This window comes from Paraburkholderia sp., from assembly GCF_035948235.1.
GTDB lineage: Bacteria > Pseudomonadota > Gammaproteobacteria > Burkholderiales > Burkholderiaceae > Paraburkholderia.
On sequence record NZ_DASZJJ010000084.1, the window covers coordinates 40,820 to 60,303 of the forward strand.

17 protein-coding genes are annotated in these 19,484 nt (G+C 62.8%); 15 read left to right on the plus strand and 2 right to left on the minus strand.

The genetic code is table 11. The annotated features are described in order from the left end of the window. The first annotated feature begins 11 nt into the window (after window positions 1-11). From VG320_RS06715 to VG320_RS06770, 12 genes are all read left to right on the plus strand, one after another. Window positions 12-899: a ParB/RepB/Spo0J family partition protein gene (locus VG320_RS06715; protein WP_327199350.1), complete on the plus strand. Its 888-nt coding sequence runs from the start codon at window positions 12-14 to the stop codon at window positions 897-899. A 50-nt stretch (window positions 900-949) separates the two neighbouring features. After that, entirely contained in the window at window positions 950-2,077 is a 1,128-nt protein-coding gene (locus VG320_RS06720) for an SLC13 family permease (protein ID WP_327199351.1), read from the plus strand. Window positions 2,078-2,374: 297 nt separating this feature from the next. Continuing rightward, window positions 2,375-2,977 (plus strand): ATP synthase subunit I, encoded by a 603-nt coding sequence (locus VG320_RS06725; protein WP_414695986.1) that lies wholly within the window; start codon window positions 2,375-2,377, stop codon window positions 2,975-2,977. 196 nt (window positions 2,978-3,173) lie between these two features. After that, on the plus strand, window positions 3,174-4,025 hold the full coding sequence (atpB, locus tag VG320_RS06730; protein ID WP_327199353.1) for a F0F1 ATP synthase subunit A: 852 nt from the start codon (window positions 3,174-3,176) through the stop codon (window positions 4,023-4,025). Between the two features lie 74 nt (window positions 4,026-4,099). Beyond that, a complete protein-coding gene (atpE, locus tag VG320_RS06735) occupies window positions 4,100-4,378 on the plus strand; it encodes a F0F1 ATP synthase subunit C (protein WP_027815999.1) in 279 nt (92 codons plus the stop codon). 136 nt (window positions 4,379-4,514) lie between these two features. Beyond that, complete coding sequence (locus VG320_RS06740; RefSeq protein ID WP_327199354.1) at window positions 4,515-4,985, plus strand: F0F1 ATP synthase subunit B; 471 nt, start codon at window positions 4,515-4,517, stop codon at window positions 4,983-4,985. 2 nt (window positions 4,986-4,987) lie between these two features. After that, entirely contained in the window at window positions 4,988-5,527 is a 540-nt protein-coding gene (locus VG320_RS06745; RefSeq protein ID WP_327199355.1) for a F0F1 ATP synthase subunit delta, read from the plus strand. A 66-nt stretch (window positions 5,528-5,593) separates the two neighbouring features. Then, window positions 5,594-7,135 (plus strand): F0F1 ATP synthase subunit alpha, encoded by a 1,542-nt coding sequence (atpA, locus tag VG320_RS06750; protein WP_327199356.1) that lies wholly within the window; start codon window positions 5,594-5,596, stop codon window positions 7,133-7,135. An 86-nt stretch (window positions 7,136-7,221) separates the two neighbouring features. Beyond that, a complete protein-coding gene (gene atpG, locus VG320_RS06755; protein WP_327199357.1) occupies window positions 7,222-8,106 on the plus strand; it encodes a F0F1 ATP synthase subunit gamma in 885 nt (294 codons plus the stop codon). Between the two features lie 86 nt (window positions 8,107-8,192). Further along, complete coding sequence (atpD, locus tag VG320_RS06760; RefSeq protein ID WP_327199358.1) at window positions 8,193-9,587, plus strand: F0F1 ATP synthase subunit beta; 1,395 nt, start codon at window positions 8,193-8,195, stop codon at window positions 9,585-9,587. A 79-nt stretch (window positions 9,588-9,666) separates the two neighbouring features. Beyond that, window positions 9,667-10,092, plus strand: a complete 426-nt coding sequence (locus tag VG320_RS06765; RefSeq protein WP_327199359.1) for a F0F1 ATP synthase subunit epsilon — start codon at window positions 9,667-9,669, stop codon at window positions 10,090-10,092. A 306-nt stretch (window positions 10,093-10,398) separates the two neighbouring features. Then, on the plus strand, window positions 10,399-12,150 hold the full coding sequence (locus VG320_RS06770) for an AMP-binding protein (RefSeq protein ID WP_327199360.1): 1,752 nt from the start codon (window positions 10,399-10,401) through the stop codon (window positions 12,148-12,150). A gap of 814 nt (window positions 12,151-12,964) precedes the next feature. Here VG320_RS06770 and VG320_RS06775 read toward each other — a convergent pair. Continuing rightward, window positions 12,965-13,765, minus strand: coding sequence for a transporter substrate-binding domain-containing protein (locus tag VG320_RS06775; protein WP_327199361.1), 801 nt, complete (start codon window positions 13,763-13,765; stop codon window positions 12,965-12,967). Window positions 13,766-13,997: 232 nt separating this feature from the next. Between VG320_RS06775 and hemE the strand changes: the two genes are divergently transcribed. Together hemE and VG320_RS06785 are read left to right on the plus strand one after the other, a co-directional pair. Next, complete coding sequence (gene hemE / locus VG320_RS06780) at window positions 13,998-15,086, plus strand: uroporphyrinogen decarboxylase (RefSeq protein WP_327199362.1); 1,089 nt, start codon at window positions 13,998-14,000, stop codon at window positions 15,084-15,086. A 438-nt stretch (window positions 15,087-15,524) separates the two neighbouring features. Next, complete coding sequence (locus tag VG320_RS06785; protein ID WP_327199363.1) at window positions 15,525-17,783, plus strand: primosomal protein N'; 2,259 nt, start codon at window positions 15,525-15,527, stop codon at window positions 17,781-17,783. Between the two features lie 166 nt (window positions 17,784-17,949). Here VG320_RS06785 and VG320_RS06790 read toward each other — a convergent pair whose 3' ends face one another. Then, the gene (locus VG320_RS06790) at window positions 17,950-18,099 is read right to left on the minus strand and encodes a hypothetical protein (protein ID WP_327199364.1); all 150 of its coding nucleotides are present in this window, start codon (window positions 18,097-18,099) and stop codon (window positions 17,950-17,952) included. 284 nt (window positions 18,100-18,383) lie between these two features. Between VG320_RS06790 and VG320_RS06795 the strand changes: the two genes are divergently transcribed. Then, window positions 18,384-19,484, plus strand: a 1,101-nt coding sequence (locus tag VG320_RS06795; RefSeq protein ID WP_327199365.1) for a proline dehydrogenase family protein, incomplete at its 3' end; no start/stop codon positions are given.

The window sequence follows — 19,484 nt, forward strand, 5'->3', positions numbered from 1 at the left end:
GGGGAAGCACGATGAACGCAGTAGCACGTAAGAAAGGATTGGGCCGGGGACTCGAGGCATTGCTCGGCGGCAGCGCGGATATCACCGAAGCGGTGAAGATCGAAGGCGCACCCAACACGCTCCCGCTCACGCAGATGCAGGCTGGCAAGTACCAGCCGCGCACGCGCATGGACGAAGGCGCACTTCAGGAACTCGCGGCGAGCATTCGCGCGCAGGGCCTGATGCAGCCGATCCTCGTGCGTCCGATCGGCGCCGATCGTTACGAGATCATTGCAGGCGAACGGCGTTTCCGCGCCGCGAATATCGCGGGTCTGACGGAAGTGCCGGTGCTCGTGAAGGATGTGCCCGATCAGGCCGCCGCCGCGATGGCGCTGATCGAGAACATCCAGCGCGAAGATCTGAATCCGCTGGAAGAGGCGCAGGGCATCCAGCGTCTGCTCGACGAATTCAATTTCACGCACGAACAGGCGGCGGAGTCGGTAGGACGTTCGCGCAGCGCGGTGTCGAACCTGCTGCGTTTGCTGAACCTGGCGACGCCGGTGCAAACGATGTTGCTCGCCGGCGATCTCGACATGGGTCATGCGCGCGCGTTGCTCGCCGTAGATGCCGCCACGCAGATCCAGCTTGCGCATCAGGTGGTCAATCGCCGGCTGTCGGTGCGTGAAACGGAAAAACTCGTTGCGGCCACAACCAAGGCGGTGCCCACGGTCAAGGCGAAGGCCGCGCAGGACGGCGGCCGCGATACGCGCCGCCTGGAAGAAGAGTTGTCCGACCTGCTGGCCGCCACGGTCAAGATCAAGGTTGGCCGTCGTGGTCGCGGGCAACTGACAGTCGATTTCGGCGACCTCGATTCGCTCGAGGGCATTCTGCTGCGCCTGCGCGGCGAAACCGAAGTCTGACGCGCCACGCGGGCCCGGTGCGAGAGTCTGATGCCGCGAAGCGCGGCTCCATGAACGCAACGCCGAACCTGCTGCAGCGGGTCGGTGCGTTCGTGCGCGGCGAACCAGTGCTGACGATTCTTGTTGTCGCGCTGGTCTTGCTGCAGATCCTCGCACCGCAGCCGCTTTCGAAACTGCCCGCGCTGGTCGACTGGCAAACGGTGATGACGCTCGCTGGTTTGCTGATTCTGACCAAGGCGTTGGAATATTCAGGATTCCTCACCTGGACAGCGCATCGCCTGGTTCATCGGATTCGCTCTGAGCGGGCGCTGGCATTTTTGCTGATCGCGCTCGCGGCGGCGCTTTCAACGGTGGTGACCAACGACGTCGCGCTTTTCGTTGTGGTGCCGCTGGTGCTTTCGCTGCACAAGCTCACGCCGCTGCCGCTCAAGCGGCTCATCATCATGATCGCGCTGGCCGTGAACGCGGGCTCGGTGCTCACGCCGCTTGGCAATCCGCAGAACCTGTTTCTCTGGCAAGTGAGTGGCGTGTCGTTTGGCCGTTTCGTCGCTGCGCTCGCGCCGCTTTGTGCCTTACTGATGGCGCTGCTGTTCGCGCTCGCCGCGTTTCTGTTCAAGCCGCAGCAACTCGACCTCACGAAAGACGCGGATGAGCATCCCGTCGATCGAGCATTGGCCGGTGTCGCTGTCGTGCTGTTCGTCGGCTTCGTCCTGCTTGCCGATGCGCATCGCGCGGGCATTGCGCTGGCCGGGGTAGGGGGGGGCTTTTTGCTGTGGCGCGCGCGCATCGTTTTGAAGATCGACTGGCTGCTTTTGTTGATCTTCGTGCTGATGTTCATCGTTTTGCGTAGCGCCGCGGCGCAGCCGTGGATCCATCACGCACTCGCCGGGCTCGCGCTGCAGACGCCACTGCGCGCTTATGCCGCAGGGGCCGTTTTGTCGCAAGCCATCAGTAATGTTCCCGCCGCGATTGTGCTGGCAGGCTTTACGCACGACTGGCGCGCGCTCGCATTCGGCGTGAGTGTGGGGGGCTTTGGCGTGGCCATCGGCTCGCTGGCGAACCTGATTGCCGTGCGATTGTCGGGCGAGCGTGGCGTATGGCTTTCATTTCACCTGATCTCCATGCCGTTCTGGTTAATCGCGGTATTGGGCGGCGGACTCTTGTTATATTTTTTCTGACGGAAATACGACAAGTCGGCGCGACACAAGCGCCGTTCCACGGTAAAATCGCGCCCCGTTTTGCCTGGCTCTCCTGAGTGCAGACCGCGTGTAGGACACTCCCTTACAGTTTCCGTTACCCCCGGAGTAATGGCGTGTTTCCCGCATGATGAAGTAGCATTTCACGGGTGTTATTGAGCGGGCTAAAGTCTTGAATTGGCTGCAACTATCGCTTACAATCGCCCGGATTTATTTGGTTGGCGATGCTGTAAGCACGTTGCAAGAAAGCGCGTGCAAGGCAAATATCCGGAATCAACGATGGTGGGTCAGAGGCCAGACGAAGCGCCGCAGGCGCATGGTGGGCCCGAAGGTCCGCAACGCACGAACGAAGCATCCCGCCGGGGGCAGGATGTGAGACCGGATGCAGCAGAAGCCGCTCTGCCAGTGGGTACTGACCACAACGCAGAGTGGGACGCCGACCAGCAAGATAACAACGACATCGTTCCGCTCACCCGGGCCGAAGCCGAGCAGATCTTCGGCGCACAGGTGAGCCGCCCCTCCCGCGTCACACCTTTTCGTGTCGTGGCGGCGCAAGTAGTTTTGTCCCTGGTTGCTACGCTGGTCTGGTGGCTGTTTTATAAGCCGCCGGGTTTGGCTGCGCCGAATGCGGTTGCACTATCGGCGTTCCTGGGCGGAGCGATCTGCTGGATCCCCGGTGCGTTGTTCGCAGCGCGCCTGAAGCAGTTGAGCCGTGCAGCCACCGTGTTCAACTGGGTGCTCGGCGAAGCATTCAAGATGGGGGCGACGATAGCGATGTTCGTCGCCATCGCGTTCTGGTACCGCGACGTGCAGTGGATTCCCTTGCTCGTGACGTACCTGATCGCACTAAAGACATACTGGATCGCGCTCGCGTTGCGCTGACCCACTGCCGACATCGCGCCGCCCGCTACGTAGCCAACGTAGAAGGCGTCGAGGCGATCGAAGCGGTGCACGGTTGGACTGCGCGTAGGCGACACATGCGGAGATAAGACTCACTCCGCAGCGGCGTGTTCCCGCAATACAGCATTGCGGGCGCGGCCGGAACCGAGTTTCGACAATTTGGGTGGCTTTTAACGATATGGCAGCTAGCGAAGGCACGCGCGCTCTGGATCCCTCAGAGTACATTGCGCACCACTTGCAGAACTTTTCCACCTCGCATCAGACGTCGATCGTCGATTTTCACGTCTGGAATCTCGACACGCTGTTCTGGTCGATTCTCTGCGGCCTCGTGACCATCTTCCTGCTGCGTCTCGCAGCGCGCAATGCGACGCCGGGCGTTCCGGGCCGCTTCCAGTGCGCCATCGAGATGCTGGTGGAAATGGTCGAAGACCAGTCGAAGTCCATCATCCATGGCAATCGCAAGTTCATCGCGCCGCTGGCCCTGACCGTGTTCGTCTGGGTTGCGCTGATGAACTGTCTCGACTTCATCCCCGTCGACCTGCCGGGCCGCGTGATCGGCTGGCTGGGTCTGTCCGAAGCACTGCCGCACCAGCGTATCGTTCCGACCGCCGACCTTAACGGCACGTTCGGCATCGCGCTCGGCGTGTTCGTGCTGATGATCTATTACAACCTCAAGATCAAGGGTCCTGGCGGCTTCGTGCACGAACTGCTGTCGGCGCCTTTCGGTTCGCATCCGCTGCTGTGGATCCCGAACCTTGCACTCAACATCATCGAGTTCGTCGCCAAGACGGTTTCGCTCGCCCTGCGGTTGTTCGGCAACATGTATGCAGGCGAACTGCTGTTCCTGCTGATCGCCCTGCTGGGCAGTCTCTGGACCTTCGGTGCGGACACGACGGTGCTTGGCTTCATCGGCCACGTGATTGCGGGCAGCGTGTGGGCGATCTTCCACATCCTGATCGTTCTGCTGCAGGCGTTCATTTTCATGATGCTGACGCTGGTGTACATCGGCCAGGCACACGACAGCCACTAAGCGGCGGTCGTACCCAGAATTGCAGTTTTAAGTTTCAAATCCCCAGTTCCAGAAAATCTCACAAAGGAGTGATCATGCAAGCTTTCATCGCCAACATCCAGGGTTTCACGGCCATCGGTATCGGCATCATCATCGGCCTGGGTGCAATCGGCGCCTGTATCGGTATCGGCCTGATGGGCGGCAAGTACATCGAAGCCTGCGCACGTCAGCCTGAACTGATGAACCCGCTGCAGACGAAGATGTTCCTGCTGGCTGGTCTGATCGATGCAGCGTTCCTGATCGGTGTTGGTGTTGCAATGCTGTTCGCGTTCGCGAATCCGCTGCTGTCGAAGCTCGCCGCGGTCGCGGGCTAAGTTCCCTGGAAGGTTGCGCCTGATCTATAACGGAATGGGCGCAGAGCGGAACGGGTGACGAGGCGCTGATCGAGTTTCACAACCGATGAGCGCCTTGCCGTTTCAATTCCCCGGAATAGCTGATTAAGGAAACACCGTGAATCTCAACGCAACCCTGTTTGCGCAAATGGTCGTGTTCCTGATCCTCGCGTGGTTCACGATGAAGTTCGTGTGGCCGCCGTTGATCAACGCCCTCGACGAGCGCTCGAAGAAGATCGCTGACGGCCTCGCGGCCGCTGAAAAGGGCAAGGCGGAACTCGAAGCGGCGCACAAGCGCGTGGGCGAAGAACTCGCCACGGCCCGCAACGAAGGCCAGAACCGCATCGCCGACGCTGAAAAGCGCGCGCTGGCAGTCGCAGAAGAAATCAAGGCCCAGGCACAGGCGGAAGCCGCCCGCATCATCGCTGCGGCGAAGGCGGATGCCGATCAGCAGGTGGTCAAGGCTCGCGAAGCACTGCGCGTCGAAGTCGCCGCCCTCGCTGTGCAAGGCGCTGAACAGATCCTGAAGCGCGAAGTCGATCAGTCGGCACATGCCGAACTGCTGAATCAACTGAAAGCCGAGCTCTGATCATGGCCGAACTTGCAACCATCGCCCGCCCGTACGCAGAAGCCCTGTTTGGCGTGGCCGAAGCTGGTGACCTCGCCGCCTGGTCCACGCTCGTAACGGAGCTGGCACAGGTTGCGGCCGTGCCCGACGTACTGTCGGTCGCGTCGAGCCCGAAAGTGAGCCCTGCCCAGGTCGTCGAGCTGCTGCTCGCGGCGGTGAAGTCCCCGCTCAAGGATTCGGCCGAGGCGAAGAACCTCGTTCAGATGCTGGTCGCGAATCACCGCCTGGAACTGCTGCCGGAAATCCACGCACAGTTCGAAGCGCTCAAGAACGCCAAGGCCGGTGCAGCAGACGCGCTGATCGTCAGCGCGTTCCCGCTTGAAGGCACGCAACTGGACGAACTCGTCGCCAGCCTCGAACGCAAGTTCAAATGCAAGCTGAAGCCGACCGTCGAGATCGACAAGTCGCTCATCGGCGGCGTGCGCGTCACGGTCGGCGACGAAGTGCTCGATACCTCGGTCCGCGCGCGGCTCGCCAGCATGCAGGCGGCTCTGACCGCCTGAACGCCTCGATCCTAACGGTCGGGCGTGGCGGCTGGCACGCAACAGAATTGAACATCAGGAGCGAATATGCAACTCAATCCCTCTGAGATCAGCGAGCTGATCAAGAGCCGGATCCAGGGCCTTGAAGCGAGCGCAGACGTTCGCAACCAGGGCACCGTGATCTCCGTGACCGACGGCATCGTGCGCATCCACGGCCTGTCGGACGTGATGCAGGGCGAAATGCTCGAATTCCCGGGCAACACCTTCGGTCTCGCGCTGAACCTCGAGCGTGACTCGGTCGGCGCCGTGATTCTCGGTGAATACGAACACATTTCGGAAGGCGACATCGTCAAGACGACGGGCCGCATTCTGGAAGTCCCGGTTGGTCCGGAACTGATCGGCCGCGTGGTCGATCCGCTCGGCAACCCGATTGACGGCAAGGGCCCGGTTAACGCCAAGATGACCGACGCGATCGAAAAGATCGCTCCGGGCGTGATCTGGCGTGAAGGCGTGTCGCAGCCGGTGCAAACCGGTCTGAAGTCGATCGACGCAATGGTGCCGATCGGCCGTGGCCAGCGTGAGCTGATCATCGGCGACCGTCAGTGCGGCAAGACCGCAGTGGCCGTCGACACGATCATCAACCAGAAGGGCAAGGATCTCATCTGTATCTACGTCGCCATCGGCCAGAAGGCGTCGTCGATCCAGAACGTGCTGCGCAAGCTCGAAGAAACCGGCGCGATCGAGTACACGATCGTCGTCGCGGCTTCGGCTTCGGAATCGGCTGCGCTGCAGTACCTCGCACCGTACGCCGGCTGCACGATGGGCGAATACTTCCGCGATCGCGGTCAAGACGCCCTGATCATTTATGACGATCTGACCAAGCAAGCCTGGGCATACCGTCAAATCTCGCTGCTGCTGCGCCGTCCGCCGGGCCGCGAAGCTTACCCCGGCGACGTGTTCTATCTCCACTCGCGTCTGCTCGAGCGCGCAGCACGCGTGTCGGCCGACTACGTCGAGAAGTTCACGAACGGCGAAGTCAAGGGCAAGACGGGTTCGCTGACGGCACTGCCGATCATCGAAACGCAGGCAGGCGACGTGACCGCATTCGTTCCGACGAACGTGATCTCGATTACCGACGGCCAGATCTTCCTGGAAACCGACCTGTTCAACGCAGGCATCCGCCCGGCAATCAACGCCGGCGTGTCGGTGTCGCGTGTTGGCGGTGCGGCTCAGACCAAGGTTGTGAAAAAGCTGTCGGGCGGTATCCGTACCGACCTCGCGCAGTACCGTGAACTGGCGGCATTCGCCCAGTTCGCATCGGACCTCGACGAAGCGACCCGCAAGCAGCTCGAGCGCGGCCGCCGTGTGACGGAACTGCTCAAGCAGCCCCAGTACCAGCCGCTGCAAGTCTGGGAACTGGCTGTGGCGCTGTTCTCGGCAAACAACGGCTACCTCGACGACATCGACGTTGCTGAAGTCCTGCCGTTCGAAAAGGGCCTGCGCGAATACCTGAAGTCGAAGCACGCCGACCTCGTCGCGCGCATCGAGGACAAGAAGGACCTTTCGAAGGACGACGAGAACGCGCTCCACGCGGCTCTGAAGGACTTCAAGAAGTCCGGCGCATACTGATCCGTCCGGGAATCAATCTAGATAAACGGACTGGGACCCGGGTGAGCGCCGCGAGGCACTGACCCGGGTCGACAAAGGAGCAAGCAATGGCTGGAATGAAGGAAATTCGCGGCAAGATCAAGAGCGTGCAAAACACGCGCAAGATCACCAAGGCGATGGAAATGGTCGCGGCATCGAAGATGCGCCGCGCCCAGGAGCGCATGCGCGCTGCTCGCCCGTATGCCGATAAGGTCCGCGACATCGCTGCGCACATGAGCCGTGCGAACCCCGAGTATCGCCACCCGTTCATGGTGGAAAACAACGATGCGAAGGTCGCAGGCGTGATTCTCGTCACGACCGACAAGGGTCTGTGCGGCGGGATGAACACCAACGTGCTGCGCGCCACGCTGCAAAAGTTCAAGGAACTGGAAGCGTCCGGCAAGTCGATCGAGGCAACTGCGATCGGCACCAAGGGCCTCGGTTTCCTGAACCGTCTGCGCGCGAAGGTCGTCTCGAACGTCGTGCAGCTCGGCGACACGCCTCACCTCGAAAAGCTGATCGGCGCCATCAAGGTGCAACTCGACCAGTACTCGGAAGGCAAGATCTCGGCGGTCTACCTGGCGTACACCCGCTTCGTCAACACGATGAAGCAGGAGCCGGTGATCGAGCAGCTGCTGCCGCTGTCGAACGAGCGCCTGAACGGTGGCGAGGACGACGGTGCGACGCCGAAGTCGCAATGGGACTACATCTACGAGCCGGACGCGCAAACCGTCGTGGACGAACTGCTGGTCCGCTATGTCGAAGCACTGGTCTATCAGGCCGTGGCGGAAAACATGGCGTCGGAGCAGTCCGCACGTATGGTCGCGATGAAGGCAGCGTCGGACAACGCGAAGACGGTCATCAACGAACTGCAGCTCTCGTATAACAAGAGCCGCCAGGCCGCGATTACGAAGGAACTTTCGGAAATCGTCGGCGGCGCAGCAGCCGTCTGATCGTTCAATAAGCGCGAGCCGATTGCGAAACCGCGCCGGTGTGACCGGTGGGCGAGTGAAGAATTCAGGTATCTAAAGGAAAATCGATGAGTACAACTGCTTTGGTAGAAGGCAAGATCGTACAGTGCATCGGCGCGGTGATCGACGTGGAATTCCCGCGTGAAACCATGCCGAAGATCTACGACGCGCTGATTCTCGACGGGTCGGAACTGACCCTGGAAGTGCAGCAGCAGCTCGGCGACGGCGTTGTCCGCACGATCTGTCTGGGTGCGTCGGACGGCCTGCGCCGCGGCACCGTGGTGAAGAACACGGGCAAGCCCATCAGCGTGCCGGTCGGCAAGCCGACGCTCGGCCGTATCATGGACGTGCTGGGCCGCCCGATCGACGAAGCAGGTCCGATCGTCAGCGAAACGACGCGTTCGATCCACCAGAAGGCTCCGGCATTCGACGAGCTGTCGCCGTCGGCTGAGCTGCTCGAAACCGGCATCAAGGTTATCGACCTGATCTGCCCGTTCGCAAAGGGCGGCAAGGTCGGTCTGTTCGGCGGCGCTGGCGTGGGCAAGACCGTCAACATGATGGAACTGATCAACAACATCGCTAAGGAACACGGTGGTTTCTCCGTGTTCGCCGGTGTTGGCGAGCGTACCCGCGAAGGGAACGACTTCTATCACGAAATGAAGGACTCGAACGTTCTCGACAAGGTCGCGCTGGTCTACGGCCAGATGAACGAGCCGCCGGGCAACCGTCTGCGCGTCGCGCTGACCGGTCTGACGATGGCTGAGCACTTCCGTGACGAAGGCCTCGACGTTCTGTTCTTCGTCGACAACATCTACCGTTTCACGCTGGCTGGCACGGAAGTGTCGGCACTGCTCGGCCGTATGCCGTCGGCAGTGGGCTATCAGCCGACGCTGGCTGAAGAGATGGGCAAGCTGCAAGAGCGCATCACGTCGACCAAGAAGGGCTCGATTACGTCGGTTCAGGCCGTGTACGTCCCTGCAGACGACTTGACCGACCCGTCGCCGGCTACGACCTTCGGCCACCTGGACGCAACCGTCGTTCTGTCGCGTGACATCGCCTCGCTGGGTATCTACCCGGCAGTCGATCCGCTCGACTCGACCTCGCGCCAGATCGACCCGAACGTGATCGGTGAAGAGCACTACTCGATCACGCGCCGCGTGCAGCAGACGCTCCAGCGCTACAAGGAACTGCGCGACATTATCGCGATTCTGGGCATGGACGAACTGTCGCCGGAAGACAAGCTGTCGGTCGCCCGCGCACGTAAGATCCAGCGTTTCCTGTCGCAGCCGTTCCACGTCGCGGAAGTCTTCACGGGCTCGCCGGGCAAGTACGTGCCGCTGAAGGAAACCATCCGCGGCTTCAAGATGATCGTTGAAGGCGAATGCGATCACCTGCCGGAGCAGGCGTTCTACATGGTCGGCACGATCGACGAAGCCTTCGAAAAGGCCAAGAAGATCCAGTAAGGGTTAGTTGCCAACGAGCGGCCAGATAACGCGTTACCTGGCCGCCTCCGTAGCCACTTAATCCCTAGGAGTCGAACATATGGCAGCAACCATCAAGGTAGACGTCGTCAGCGCCGAAGAGAGCATCTTCGAAGGCCAGGCGAAGTTCATCGCGCTTCCGGGTGAAGCGGGCGAACTGGGCATTCTGCCGGGCCACACGCCGCTGATCACGCGTATCCGTCCGGGCGCCGTGCGCATCGAGGCGGAAGACGGCAAGGAAGAGTTCGTGTTCGTCGCAGGCGGCATTCTCGAAGTGCAGCCGGGCGCCGTGACGGTCCTCGCCGACACCGCGATCCGCGGTAAGGATCTCGACGAAGCGAAGGCTGGCGAAGCGCGCAAGCGCGCCGAAGAGGCGCTGCAGAACGCCGGTTCGAACCTCGAGTACGCTACGGCACAGGCTGAACTGGCCTACGCAGTGGCGCAACTCGCGGCGATCCAGCGCCTGCGCAAGATGAATCAGCACTAAATAAGCGCGGTAGCGCGTCCTTTCGGGGGCGCACCGGCCGCCTTGAAACGGGCTCCCTCACGGGAGCCCGTTTTTTTTCGTCCATCGGTTCTGGTGCGCTATCGGCCGACATCAGAAAATCACTTGACGTTTACGGAAAGGTAATGCGAAATCATGCCTTCGTGCTTTCCGACGGTACGCGCGGATAACGCGTTCGCAGCCCATGCGCTGCGGGTAAAACTTGATGCTGCCGGCCTCAAGGGCGGTGGCACAATCGATTTCAAATCCATTTCAAACGGGACGCAGACTCCCGGGGAGACAGCCATCATGGCAATCGACGCAGCCGCAGCCAGCGCCCCGCGCGAAGCGCTCATCGCGCCGAAAGACGGGCTTTCCTACGTGCGCGGCAGCACCGCCACGCCGCTGAGCGACGCGGCCATCGGCGAGTTCGTGCTCGACACCGCGCAGCGCTTTCCAGATCGGCCGGCCGTGGTGTTTCGCGAACAGGGCATCCGCTGGACCTGGCGCGAGTTCGCCGACGAAATCGATGTGCTGGCCGCAGGCTTTCTCGCGCTGGGCATCGAGCCGGGCGACCGCGTCGGCATCTGGTCGCCCAATCGCGTGGAATGGCTGCTTACGCAGTTCGCGACGGCGCGCATCGGCGCGGTGCTCGTCAACATCAATCCTGCGTACCGTCTTGCCGAACTCGAATACGCGCTGAACAAGGTGGGCTGCAAGGCCATCGTCGCGGCGCAGAGCTTCAAGACCTCGAAGTACCTGGAGATGCTGCAGACGCTCGCGCCGGAACTCGCGCATGCGACGCCGGGCGACCTGCACGCAGTGAAGCTGCCGGAGCTGCGCGCGGTGATCCGCATGTGCGACACGGACACGCCCGGCATGCTCAATTTCAGCGACGTGATCGAGCAGGGGCGCGTGCGCCTGGCCCAGAACGGCAAGAGCGAACTCGAAGCCATCGGCGCGACGCTCACGCCCGACGATCCGATCAACATCCAGTTCACAAGCGGCACGACGGGCAACCCCAAGGGCGCGACGCTCACGCACCGCAACGTGCTCAATAACGGGCGCTTCATCGCCATGGCGATGCGCTTGAGCGAGGAAGATTCGCTGTGCATTCCGGTGCCGCTGTATCACTGCTTCGGCATGGTGCTCGCGGTGCTGGCCTGCGTTTCGGTGGGCGCGAACATGGTGTTCCCCGGCGAGGCATTCGACCCGCGCGCGACGCTGCAGGCCGTATCGGAGGAGCGCTGCACGGCGCTACACGGCGTGCCGACGATGTTCATCGCCGAACTCGATCATCCCGATTTCGCGAGCTTCGATCTCTCGCGCCTGCGCACGGGCATCATGGCCGGCTCGCCGTGTCCGATCGAAACCATGAAGCGCGTGGTCTCGAAGATGCACCTCGCGGAAATCACCATCGCCTACGGCATGACGGAGACGAGTCCCGTCTCGTTCCAGAGCGCGACGACCGACCCACTCGATAAACGCACGACCACGGTGGGCCGCATCCAGCCGCATCTGGAAGTGAAGATCGTCGATCCGTTGGGCAATATCGTGCCGGTGGGCGAGACCGGCGAGCTATGCACCAAGGGTTATTCGGTGATGCGCGGCTATTGGGGCGACGAGGCCAAAACGGCTGAATCGATCGTCGATGGCTGGATGCACACGGGCGATCTGGCGACGCTCGACGCCGAGGGTTACTGCAACATCGTCGGGCGTCTCAAGGACATGCTGATTCGCGGCGGCGAGAATATTTATCCGCGCGAAATCGAGGAGTTTCTGTTCCGCCACCCGAAGGTGCAGACGGTGCAGGTGTTCGGCGTGCCCGATGCGAAGTACGGCGAGGAAGTGTGCGCGTGGATCGTGCTGCGTCCCGGCGAGGCCGCAACCGTCGAGGAGATTCAGGCGTTCTGCCAGGGGCAGATCGCGCACTACAAGATCCCGAAGTACATCCGCTTCGTCGACGAGTTGCCGATGACGGTGACGGGCAAGGTGCAGAAGTTCGTGATGCGCGCACAGATGATCGACGAGTTGAAGATCAGTGAGCAGAAGACGGCTTGAGCGAAGCGCAAGCACGTTGAAAATTAGTCTGGATAACGAAAGGATGGGCTGGCGATTGAGCCAGTCCATTCACACTGAATTGCGCAAAAATCGATTCGCCAATGCAGCAAAATGCATCGACAAATAGCGATCAAAACGTGGATTGAGAAACTGAAGGGAAACTGCGGACGAAAAAAAAGCGGGCCTGGAGCCCGCTAAAAACCACACGCTACGGGGTTAGCGCGAGGAGACCAAAGGAGGAGCCGGCTAGAAACGTATAAAACGCCGGTCACGGCTCCAGCAAGGATGCCCCTAAGCAAAGGGCTTCGGCTAATGCCGACCGGCCGGTGATCGTGTCCGCTCACACTTTGCACCGAGCCACATCCGTGTTGAAACCGTTGAAGCCATTGTGGGCGAATTAATGAACCTCGGCGGTAACAAAGTGTTTCAGGTTGTAACGCCCGTCGTATAAGGCCCCGCGGGATTTTTTGCCATCCTGATCGTTTTGCGAAAGTCATTTTTACCTGCATTTTAATGCGCTCTGGGACCGCAAAAGTGCGCATTGCACTGCCGCATTCCGCGTGCATGAAGGAAGTCCCGCTGTATGGGCGATACACGTTATCCGCCACACGAAAGCGTAATTTCGCATCGCACATGCAGCGGGCATTCACGTTCGCATTCATGTGTGTGATGCAATGATTTGTCATATCCAATTGCAACGAGTGGTTGCAACTCGTCATATGGATTAACGAACCATGACGCGCCGCGAAATGCGACGCTCATGATGATCGATGCCGGGCGGATCACCCAAAATGCAGTGCGCACATCAACGCAATCACTTGAGCCACTTATCGGAGATCGTCTGATACTCGCCGCTCGCGCGCAGCAGATGCAACCACTGATCGACGTATTGCTGGAACACGACATCGCCGCGGGGCACCATCCATGCTTTCTCGCCGTACTGGAATGGCTTGTCGGGATGCACGGAACATAGGCCCGGATTGAGCTTCTGTTGCAGGAGCGTTTCTGAAGCGTCGGTCACCATCACGTCGGCTTTGCCCGCGAGGATCTGCTTGAAGATCGTCACGTTGTCGGGATAGACGGTGAGATTCGCGTGCGGGAAGAACTGTTTCGCGAAGCGCTCGTTGGTGCCACCCGGGTTCACGATCACACGGGTCGTGGGCTGATCGATCTGCGCGACGCTCTGGTACTTGTTCACGTCGTCGCAACGCACGATGGGCGTCTTGCCGTCGATCTGATACGGCTCGGTGAAGAACGCGTGTTTCTGGCGCTCGAGCGAAGTGGACACGCCGCCCACCGCGACATCGCATTTCGCGAGGAAATCGGTCATGAGATTCGACCACGTCGTCTTCACGAACTCGGCCTTCACGCCCAGCGACTTCGCAAGCGACTCGGTCATGTCGATGTCGATGCCCTCGAACGCGCCGTCCTGCCGGTAGAACGAATAGGGCTTGTAGTCGCCAGTCGTGCAGGCTCGCAACGTGCCGCGCGCGACGATCTCGTCGAGTCGCGAAGATGTCGCGGCGCCCTCGGCAAATGCCGCCGGCGTGACGGCCAGCGCGGCGACGCACGCGCAAAGCAGCGTGCAGGCGGCCGCGATCCTGTTCTTTTTCATCTGGATGTCTCCTCGTGCGCGGGTTGATGTCGATGTTTTAGGGCGCACTGGTACGCGATCTTAGTCCGCGCCCGCGCGCGCGATAACCATGGACTCTCCCGATTGGCCTGCGCGCGCCGCGTGCCCCATGCGTCCCGCGCACGCTTATCCCGGCCATCAGCGCCATGCGGCAGCGGTAGCTCCGGTAAAATAACTGCCCGCTTCCGAATCTCGCGCGCAAGCGCCTCCGCACGTGGCCCACACCCTTCTGAACGACACCTTCCTGCGCGCTTTGCTGCGTCAGCCGACCGAGTACACGCCGATCTGGCTGATGCGCCAGGCGGGCCGCTATCTGCCGGAGTACAACGCCACGCGCAGCCGCGCGGGCAGTTTTCTTGGCCTGGCGAAGAATCCCGATTACGCCACCGAGGTGACGCTGCAGCCGCTGGAGCGCTATCCGCTCGACGCGGCGATCCTGTTCTCGGACATCCTGACGATTCCCGATGCGATGGGTCTGGGCCTGTCGTTCCAGGCGGGCGAGGGTCCGAAGTTCGCGCATCCGGTGCGTACCGAGGCCGACGTCGCGAAGCTCGCGGTGCCGGACATCGGCGCGACGCTCGGCTATGTGACCGACGCCGTGCGCGAAATCCGCCGCGCGCTTACCGACGGCCAGGGGCGCCAGCGCGTGCCGCTGATCGGCTTTTCGGGCAGCCCGTGGACGCTCGCGTGCTACATGGTCGAAGGCGGCGGCTCGGACGATTTCCGCACCGTGAAGTCGATGCTCTACGCGCGCCCGGACCTGATGACGCGCATCCTGGAAGTGAACGCGCAGGCCGTGGCCGCCTATCTGAACGCGCAGATCGAAGCGGGCGCCCAGGCCGTCATGATTTTCGACACGTGGGGCGGGGCGCTGGCCGATGGCATCTATCAGCGCTTCTCGCTCGAATACATCCGTCGCGTGGTGGCGCAGCTCAAGCGCGAGCACGACGGCGAGCGCGTGCCCGTCATCACCTTCACGAAGGGCGGCGGCCTGTGGCTCGACGAGATCGCTGAGACAGGTGTCGACGCGGTCGGCCTCGACTGGACCGTCAACCTTGGCCGTGCGCGCGAGCGCGTGGGCGATCGCGTGGCGCTGCAAGGCAACCTCGATCCGAATGTGCTGTTCGCCTCGCCTGCGGCGATCCGCGAACAGGCGCGCGCGGTGCTCGACAGCTTCGGCGCGCATCCCGGCCACGTCTTCAATCTGGGCCACGGCATCAACCAGTTCACGCCGCCGGAGAGCGTCGCCGAACTGGTCGATGAGGTGCATCGTCACAGTCGCGCACTGCACGCGGCAGGCTGAATTCAGTGTGAATTTTTTGTTGCGCTGCAGCGTGCTGGGCTCTCGGCATCAGGGACGCACGCGGCGCAAGAGGCCATCCAGACGCCATCGCGCCGCTGTCAAGACTTGACTTATACACACTTGTCTCGTTGCGGCGCGCAAGACGGAAAAATTGCCGCAGGGCGATATCCCGGGCTGTGAACAATCAATCAGACCCTTGACAGATAAGGCTTTCGCCGCTCCACGGCCATTTGTGCGGTGTCCCACATAATGACCCCGGCAGTCGGCCAGCCGGGCGCGCGGGCCGAGTTCTTAACAAAGTTATCCACAGGCGCGGCGACGCGGAGCGTGATTGTTCAGCGGAATCCAAAACTTAGCGCGAAAAGTGACGTTCTACTTTAAGTACGGTCGTCCGTGCGCCAGCGCACCGTGTACGCGTGGTCTCCAATGGGGTGGGGCATGACGCCATGCTTCGTGCGCGTGGCGCTCGACCATCCGCTCACCGCGCTTTACGACTACCGCTATCCGCCCGACGCGCCCACTCCGCAGCCCGGCATGCTGGTGCGCGTGCCGTTCGGCCGACGCGAAGCGGTGGGGCTCATCTTCGAAGTGAGCGCTCACAGTGACGTCCCCGCGAACAAGCTGCGCGATGTCAGCGCTGTGTGCGCGTCGTGTCCGCCCTTGTCGGCGCAATGGCTCGATCTGGTGGGTTTCGCCGCCGATTACTATCAGCGCGGTTTGGGTGAAGTTGCGCTGCCCGCGCTGCCGCAGGCACTGCGCGATCCGGCGCGCTGGGAGCGGCTGCTCGCGCCCGAGGAACGCTATCGCGTCCTGCCCGCGGGCCGCGACGCTTTGCCCGATGCGCTGCCCGCGCGCGCGCAGGTCTTGCGGCGTCTGGCGCAGGCGTTGGTGGAGGCGGGTGAGCTGGATCTGTCCGATGCGCGCGCGCTGCATCCGAAGGCCGCTGCGACGCTCGAATCATGGCGCGAGGCGGGGTGGGTCGAGTACGAGCGCGTCGAATTCGGCGCGGCGCGACCGGCCCTGAACGAGGTCGCAAAAACTACCGGACCAGCGGCGCTGCATCAGCTCAGCGACGAACAGGCCGAGGCAGTAGAGGCAATCCTCGAATCGCGCGGCTTCGCGCCGTTTCTTCTGCATGGCGTGACGGGCAGCGGCAAGACCGAAGTCTATCTGCGCGCGCTCGCGGGCCTGCTCGAACGCCAGCCCGACGCCCAGGCGCTCGTCCTCGTCCCCGAAATCAATCTCACGCCGCAATTCGAGGCGGCCTTCCGCACGCGCTTCGCGGGCGTGCTGCCCGACGATGCCATCGTCACGCTGCATAGCGGGCTCGCCGAAGGCGAGCGCGCGCGCCACTGGCTCGCCGCGCATACGGCGCGCGCGCGCATCGTGCTAGGCACGCGTCTGGCCGTGATGGCGTCGCTGCCGCGTCTGGCGCTGCTGGTGGTCGACGAGGAACACGATCCCGCCTACAAGCAGCAGGAAGGCCTGCGCTACTCGGCGCGCGATCTGGCCGTCTGGCGCGCCAAACAGCTTGAAGTGCCGGTCGTGCTGGGATCGGCCACGCCCTCGCTGGAAAGCTGGTGGCAGGCCGAACAGGGCCGCTATACGCGCCTCACGCTGTCACGCCGCGCCGTGGCCGAAGCCGTGCTGCCGAGCGTCAAGCTGATCGATCTGGAAGAGGAGCGCCGACGCGGGCGCGCGTCGTTCGAAGGGCTGTCTGGACCGCTGGTCGCGGCGATGAAGGCGCGGCTCGAACGCGGCGAGCAGAGCCTGATTTTCCTGAACCGGCGCGGCTATGCGCCGGTGCTCTCGTGCGACGCCTGCGGTTGGGTAGCGGGTTGTCCGCGCTGCAGCGCCTACGTTGTTCTGCACAAGCCTGAACGCGCGTTGCGCTGTCATCACTGCGGCTGGGAATCGCGCATTCCGCATTCGTGCCCGGATTGCGGCAATGTCGATATCGCGCCGATGGGACGCGGCACCCAGCGCATCGAAGAAGCGCTCGCGAGCGCGGTGCCGGGCGCGCGGGTGTTGCGCATCGACGCCGACAGCACGCGCCGCAAGGGCAGCGCCCAGGCGCTCTTCTCGGACGTGCACGCGGGCGAAGTCGACATCTTGGTCGGCACGCAGATGGTCGCCAAGGGCCACGACTTCCAGCGCGTCTCGCTGGTGGGCGTGATGAACGCCGATAACGCGCTGTTCTCGCACGACTTCCGGGCGAGCGAGCGCCTGTTCGCGCAGCTGATGCAGGTGAGTGGCCGCGCGGGCCGCGCCGGCTTGCCCGGCGAGGTGCTGGTGCAGACGCGCTATCCGCGCCACGCGATCTATCACGCGCTGTCGCGGCACGATTACATCGGTTTCGCGAACTCGCAGATCGCCGAGCGCCGCGACGCGCACCTGCCGCCCTTCGTCTATCAGGCGCTGCTGCGCGCCGAGGGACGTACGCTGGAAGCCGCGCTGGCGTTTCTCGCCGAAGCCGCCAGGGCGCTCACGACGATGCCCACGGCTTCGCGCGTGATGGCCTACGACGCGGTGCCGCTCACGATCGTCAAGGTGATGAATGTCCACCGCGCTCAACTGCTCGTGGAAAGCAGTTCGCGCGCCGCGCTGCAGGCCACGCTGCGGGCGTGGCTGCCCACGCTGCGCGGATTGCGCGGCGTGCTGCGCTGGAATCTGGAAGTCGATCCGCTCGATATCTGAGCGTCGAACGAAAGGAAAAACGCGAAGGCGCGCAATGCGCTTTTCAAGATGGGCTTGCGGCGCGATGGCCGTGCATCTCGCTCAATGCACTGGCCGATGTGCCGGACTCGACCATTCTTGCGGCTTGTCGTCGCGAGCCCGCATGACGCGGGCCGCTCGCGACGTATCAGCGTTGGCCCGCGTGGGCCGGTTCGCCGCTCTCAGGTTGCGCCGCACGGGCGCGCCGGGACGTCGTTGCCGCCGCGCCCCGGATAAACAGCACGGCGCACAGCGCGCACATGCTCCACACACCTGCCACCACCATCAGCTTTTCCATTTTTTGGTCCTCGCGCCGGACTGGCCGGCTCCCCGTTATGCATGTATATCGGCAATCGATGCGTTTTGAACAGGGTGACAAAAAAGATTCACGCCCAGGGAAAATACCGAGCGCAAGCGCCTGACGCCCGGGCGCCGCCACCAGCCGCAAACCCAGGCTGCACGGGGCTTCCAGCGGGGTGCAACCGTTCCAAGAAATTGGTTGCACCTTTTTTTTGGGAGCGGTACGATTCGCCAACTTTTTAGTCTTTGGCCGGTGCGGGTCAGCCGGCATACGAAGGAAACATGGCTAGCACCACCCTTGGCGTCAAGGTCGATGACCTCCTCCGCTCGCGGCTCAAAGATGCCGCTACGCGCCTCGAGCGCACCCCGCACTGGCTCATCAAGCAGGCCATCTTCGCGTACCTCGAAAAGATCGAGCACGGGCAACTGCCGCCCGAACTGAACGGCCATGTGAGCGCCGCCGATCTCACCGATGGCGCAACCGGCGACGGCCCCGACGAATACGCGTCGCACCCGTTCCTCGAATTCGCCCAGAACGTGCAACCGCAGTCGGTGCTGCGCGCGGCCATTACCGCTGCGTACCGTCGCCCGGAGCCGGAATGCGTGCCGTTCCTGATCGGCGAAGCGCGCCTGCCCGCCAATCTCACCGGCGACGTCACGAAGCTGGCCACGAAGCTGGTCGAAACGCTGCGCGCCAAGCGCACCGGCGGCGGCGTGGAAGGCCTGATCCACGAGTTCTCGCTCTCCAGCCAGGAAGGCGTGGCGCTGATGTGCCTGGCCGAAGCGCTCCTGCGCATTCCCGACCGCGCCACGCGCGACGCGCTGATCCGCGACAAGATCAGCAAGGGCGACTGGAAATCGCACGTCGGCCACGCGCCGTCGCTGTTCGTGAACGCCGCCACCTGGGGCCTCATGATCACCGGCAAGCTGGTGACGACGAATAGCGAAACGGGTCTGTCGTCGGCGCTTACGCGCATGATCGGCAAGGGCGGCGAGCCGCTGATCCGCAAGGGCGTCGACATGGCGATGCGCCTGATGGGCGAGCAGTTCGTCACGGGCGAAAACATCTCCGAAGCGCTGGCCAACAGCCGCAAGTTCGAAGCACGCGGCTTCCGCTATTCCTACGACATGCTCGGCGAAGCGGCCACGACCGAAGCCGACGCACAGCGCTACTACGCCGCCTACGAACAGGCGATCCACGCGATCGGCAAGGCGGCGGGCGGCCGTGGCATCTACGAAGGTCCGGGCATTTCGATCAAGCTCTCCGCGCTGCATCCGCGTTATTCGCGCGCGCAGCAGGAGCGCACCATGAGCGAGCTGCTGCCGCGCGTGCGTGCGCTCGCGGTTCTCGCGCGCCGCTATGACATCGGCCTCAATATCGAC

Bases quoted from the DNA above. Each gene is read 5' to 3' on its own strand.
- VG320_RS06715 (WP_327199350.1), top strand. From the start codon at position 12: ATGAACGCAGTAGCACGTAAGAAAGGATTGGGCCGGGGACTCGAGGCA.
- VG320_RS06720 (WP_327199351.1), top strand. From the start codon at position 950: ATGAACGCAACGCCGAACCTGCTGCAGCGGGTCGGTGCGTTCGTGCGC.
- VG320_RS06725 (WP_414695986.1), top strand. From the start codon at position 2,375: ATGGTGGGTCAGAGGCCAGACGAAGCGCCGCAGGCGCATGGTGGGCCC.
- atpB (WP_327199353.1), top strand. From the start codon at position 3,174: ATGGCAGCTAGCGAAGGCACGCGCGCTCTGGATCCCTCAGAGTACATT.
- atpE (WP_027815999.1), top strand. From the start codon at position 4,100: ATGCAAGCTTTCATCGCCAACATCCAGGGTTTCACGGCCATCGGTATC.
- VG320_RS06745 (WP_327199355.1), top strand. From the start codon at position 4,988: ATGGCCGAACTTGCAACCATCGCCCGCCCGTACGCAGAAGCCCTGTTT.
- atpA (WP_327199356.1), top strand. From the start codon at position 5,594: ATGCAACTCAATCCCTCTGAGATCAGCGAGCTGATCAAGAGCCGGATC.
- atpG (WP_327199357.1), top strand. From the start codon at position 7,222: ATGGCTGGAATGAAGGAAATTCGCGGCAAGATCAAGAGCGTGCAAAAC.
- atpD (WP_327199358.1), top strand. From the start codon at position 8,193: ATGAGTACAACTGCTTTGGTAGAAGGCAAGATCGTACAGTGCATCGGC.
- VG320_RS06765 (WP_327199359.1), top strand. From the start codon at position 9,667: ATGGCAGCAACCATCAAGGTAGACGTCGTCAGCGCCGAAGAGAGCATC.
- VG320_RS06770 (WP_327199360.1), top strand. From the start codon at position 10,399: ATGGCAATCGACGCAGCCGCAGCCAGCGCCCCGCGCGAAGCGCTCATC.
- VG320_RS06775 (WP_327199361.1), bottom strand. From the start codon at position 13,765: ATGAAAAAGAACAGGATCGCGGCCGCCTGCACGCTGCTTTGCGCGTGC.
- VG320_RS06785 (WP_327199363.1), top strand. From the start codon at position 15,525: ATGACGCCATGCTTCGTGCGCGTGGCGCTCGACCATCCGCTCACCGCG.
- VG320_RS06790 (WP_327199364.1), bottom strand. From the start codon at position 18,099: ATGGAAAAGCTGATGGTGGTGGCAGGTGTGTGGAGCATGTGCGCGCTG.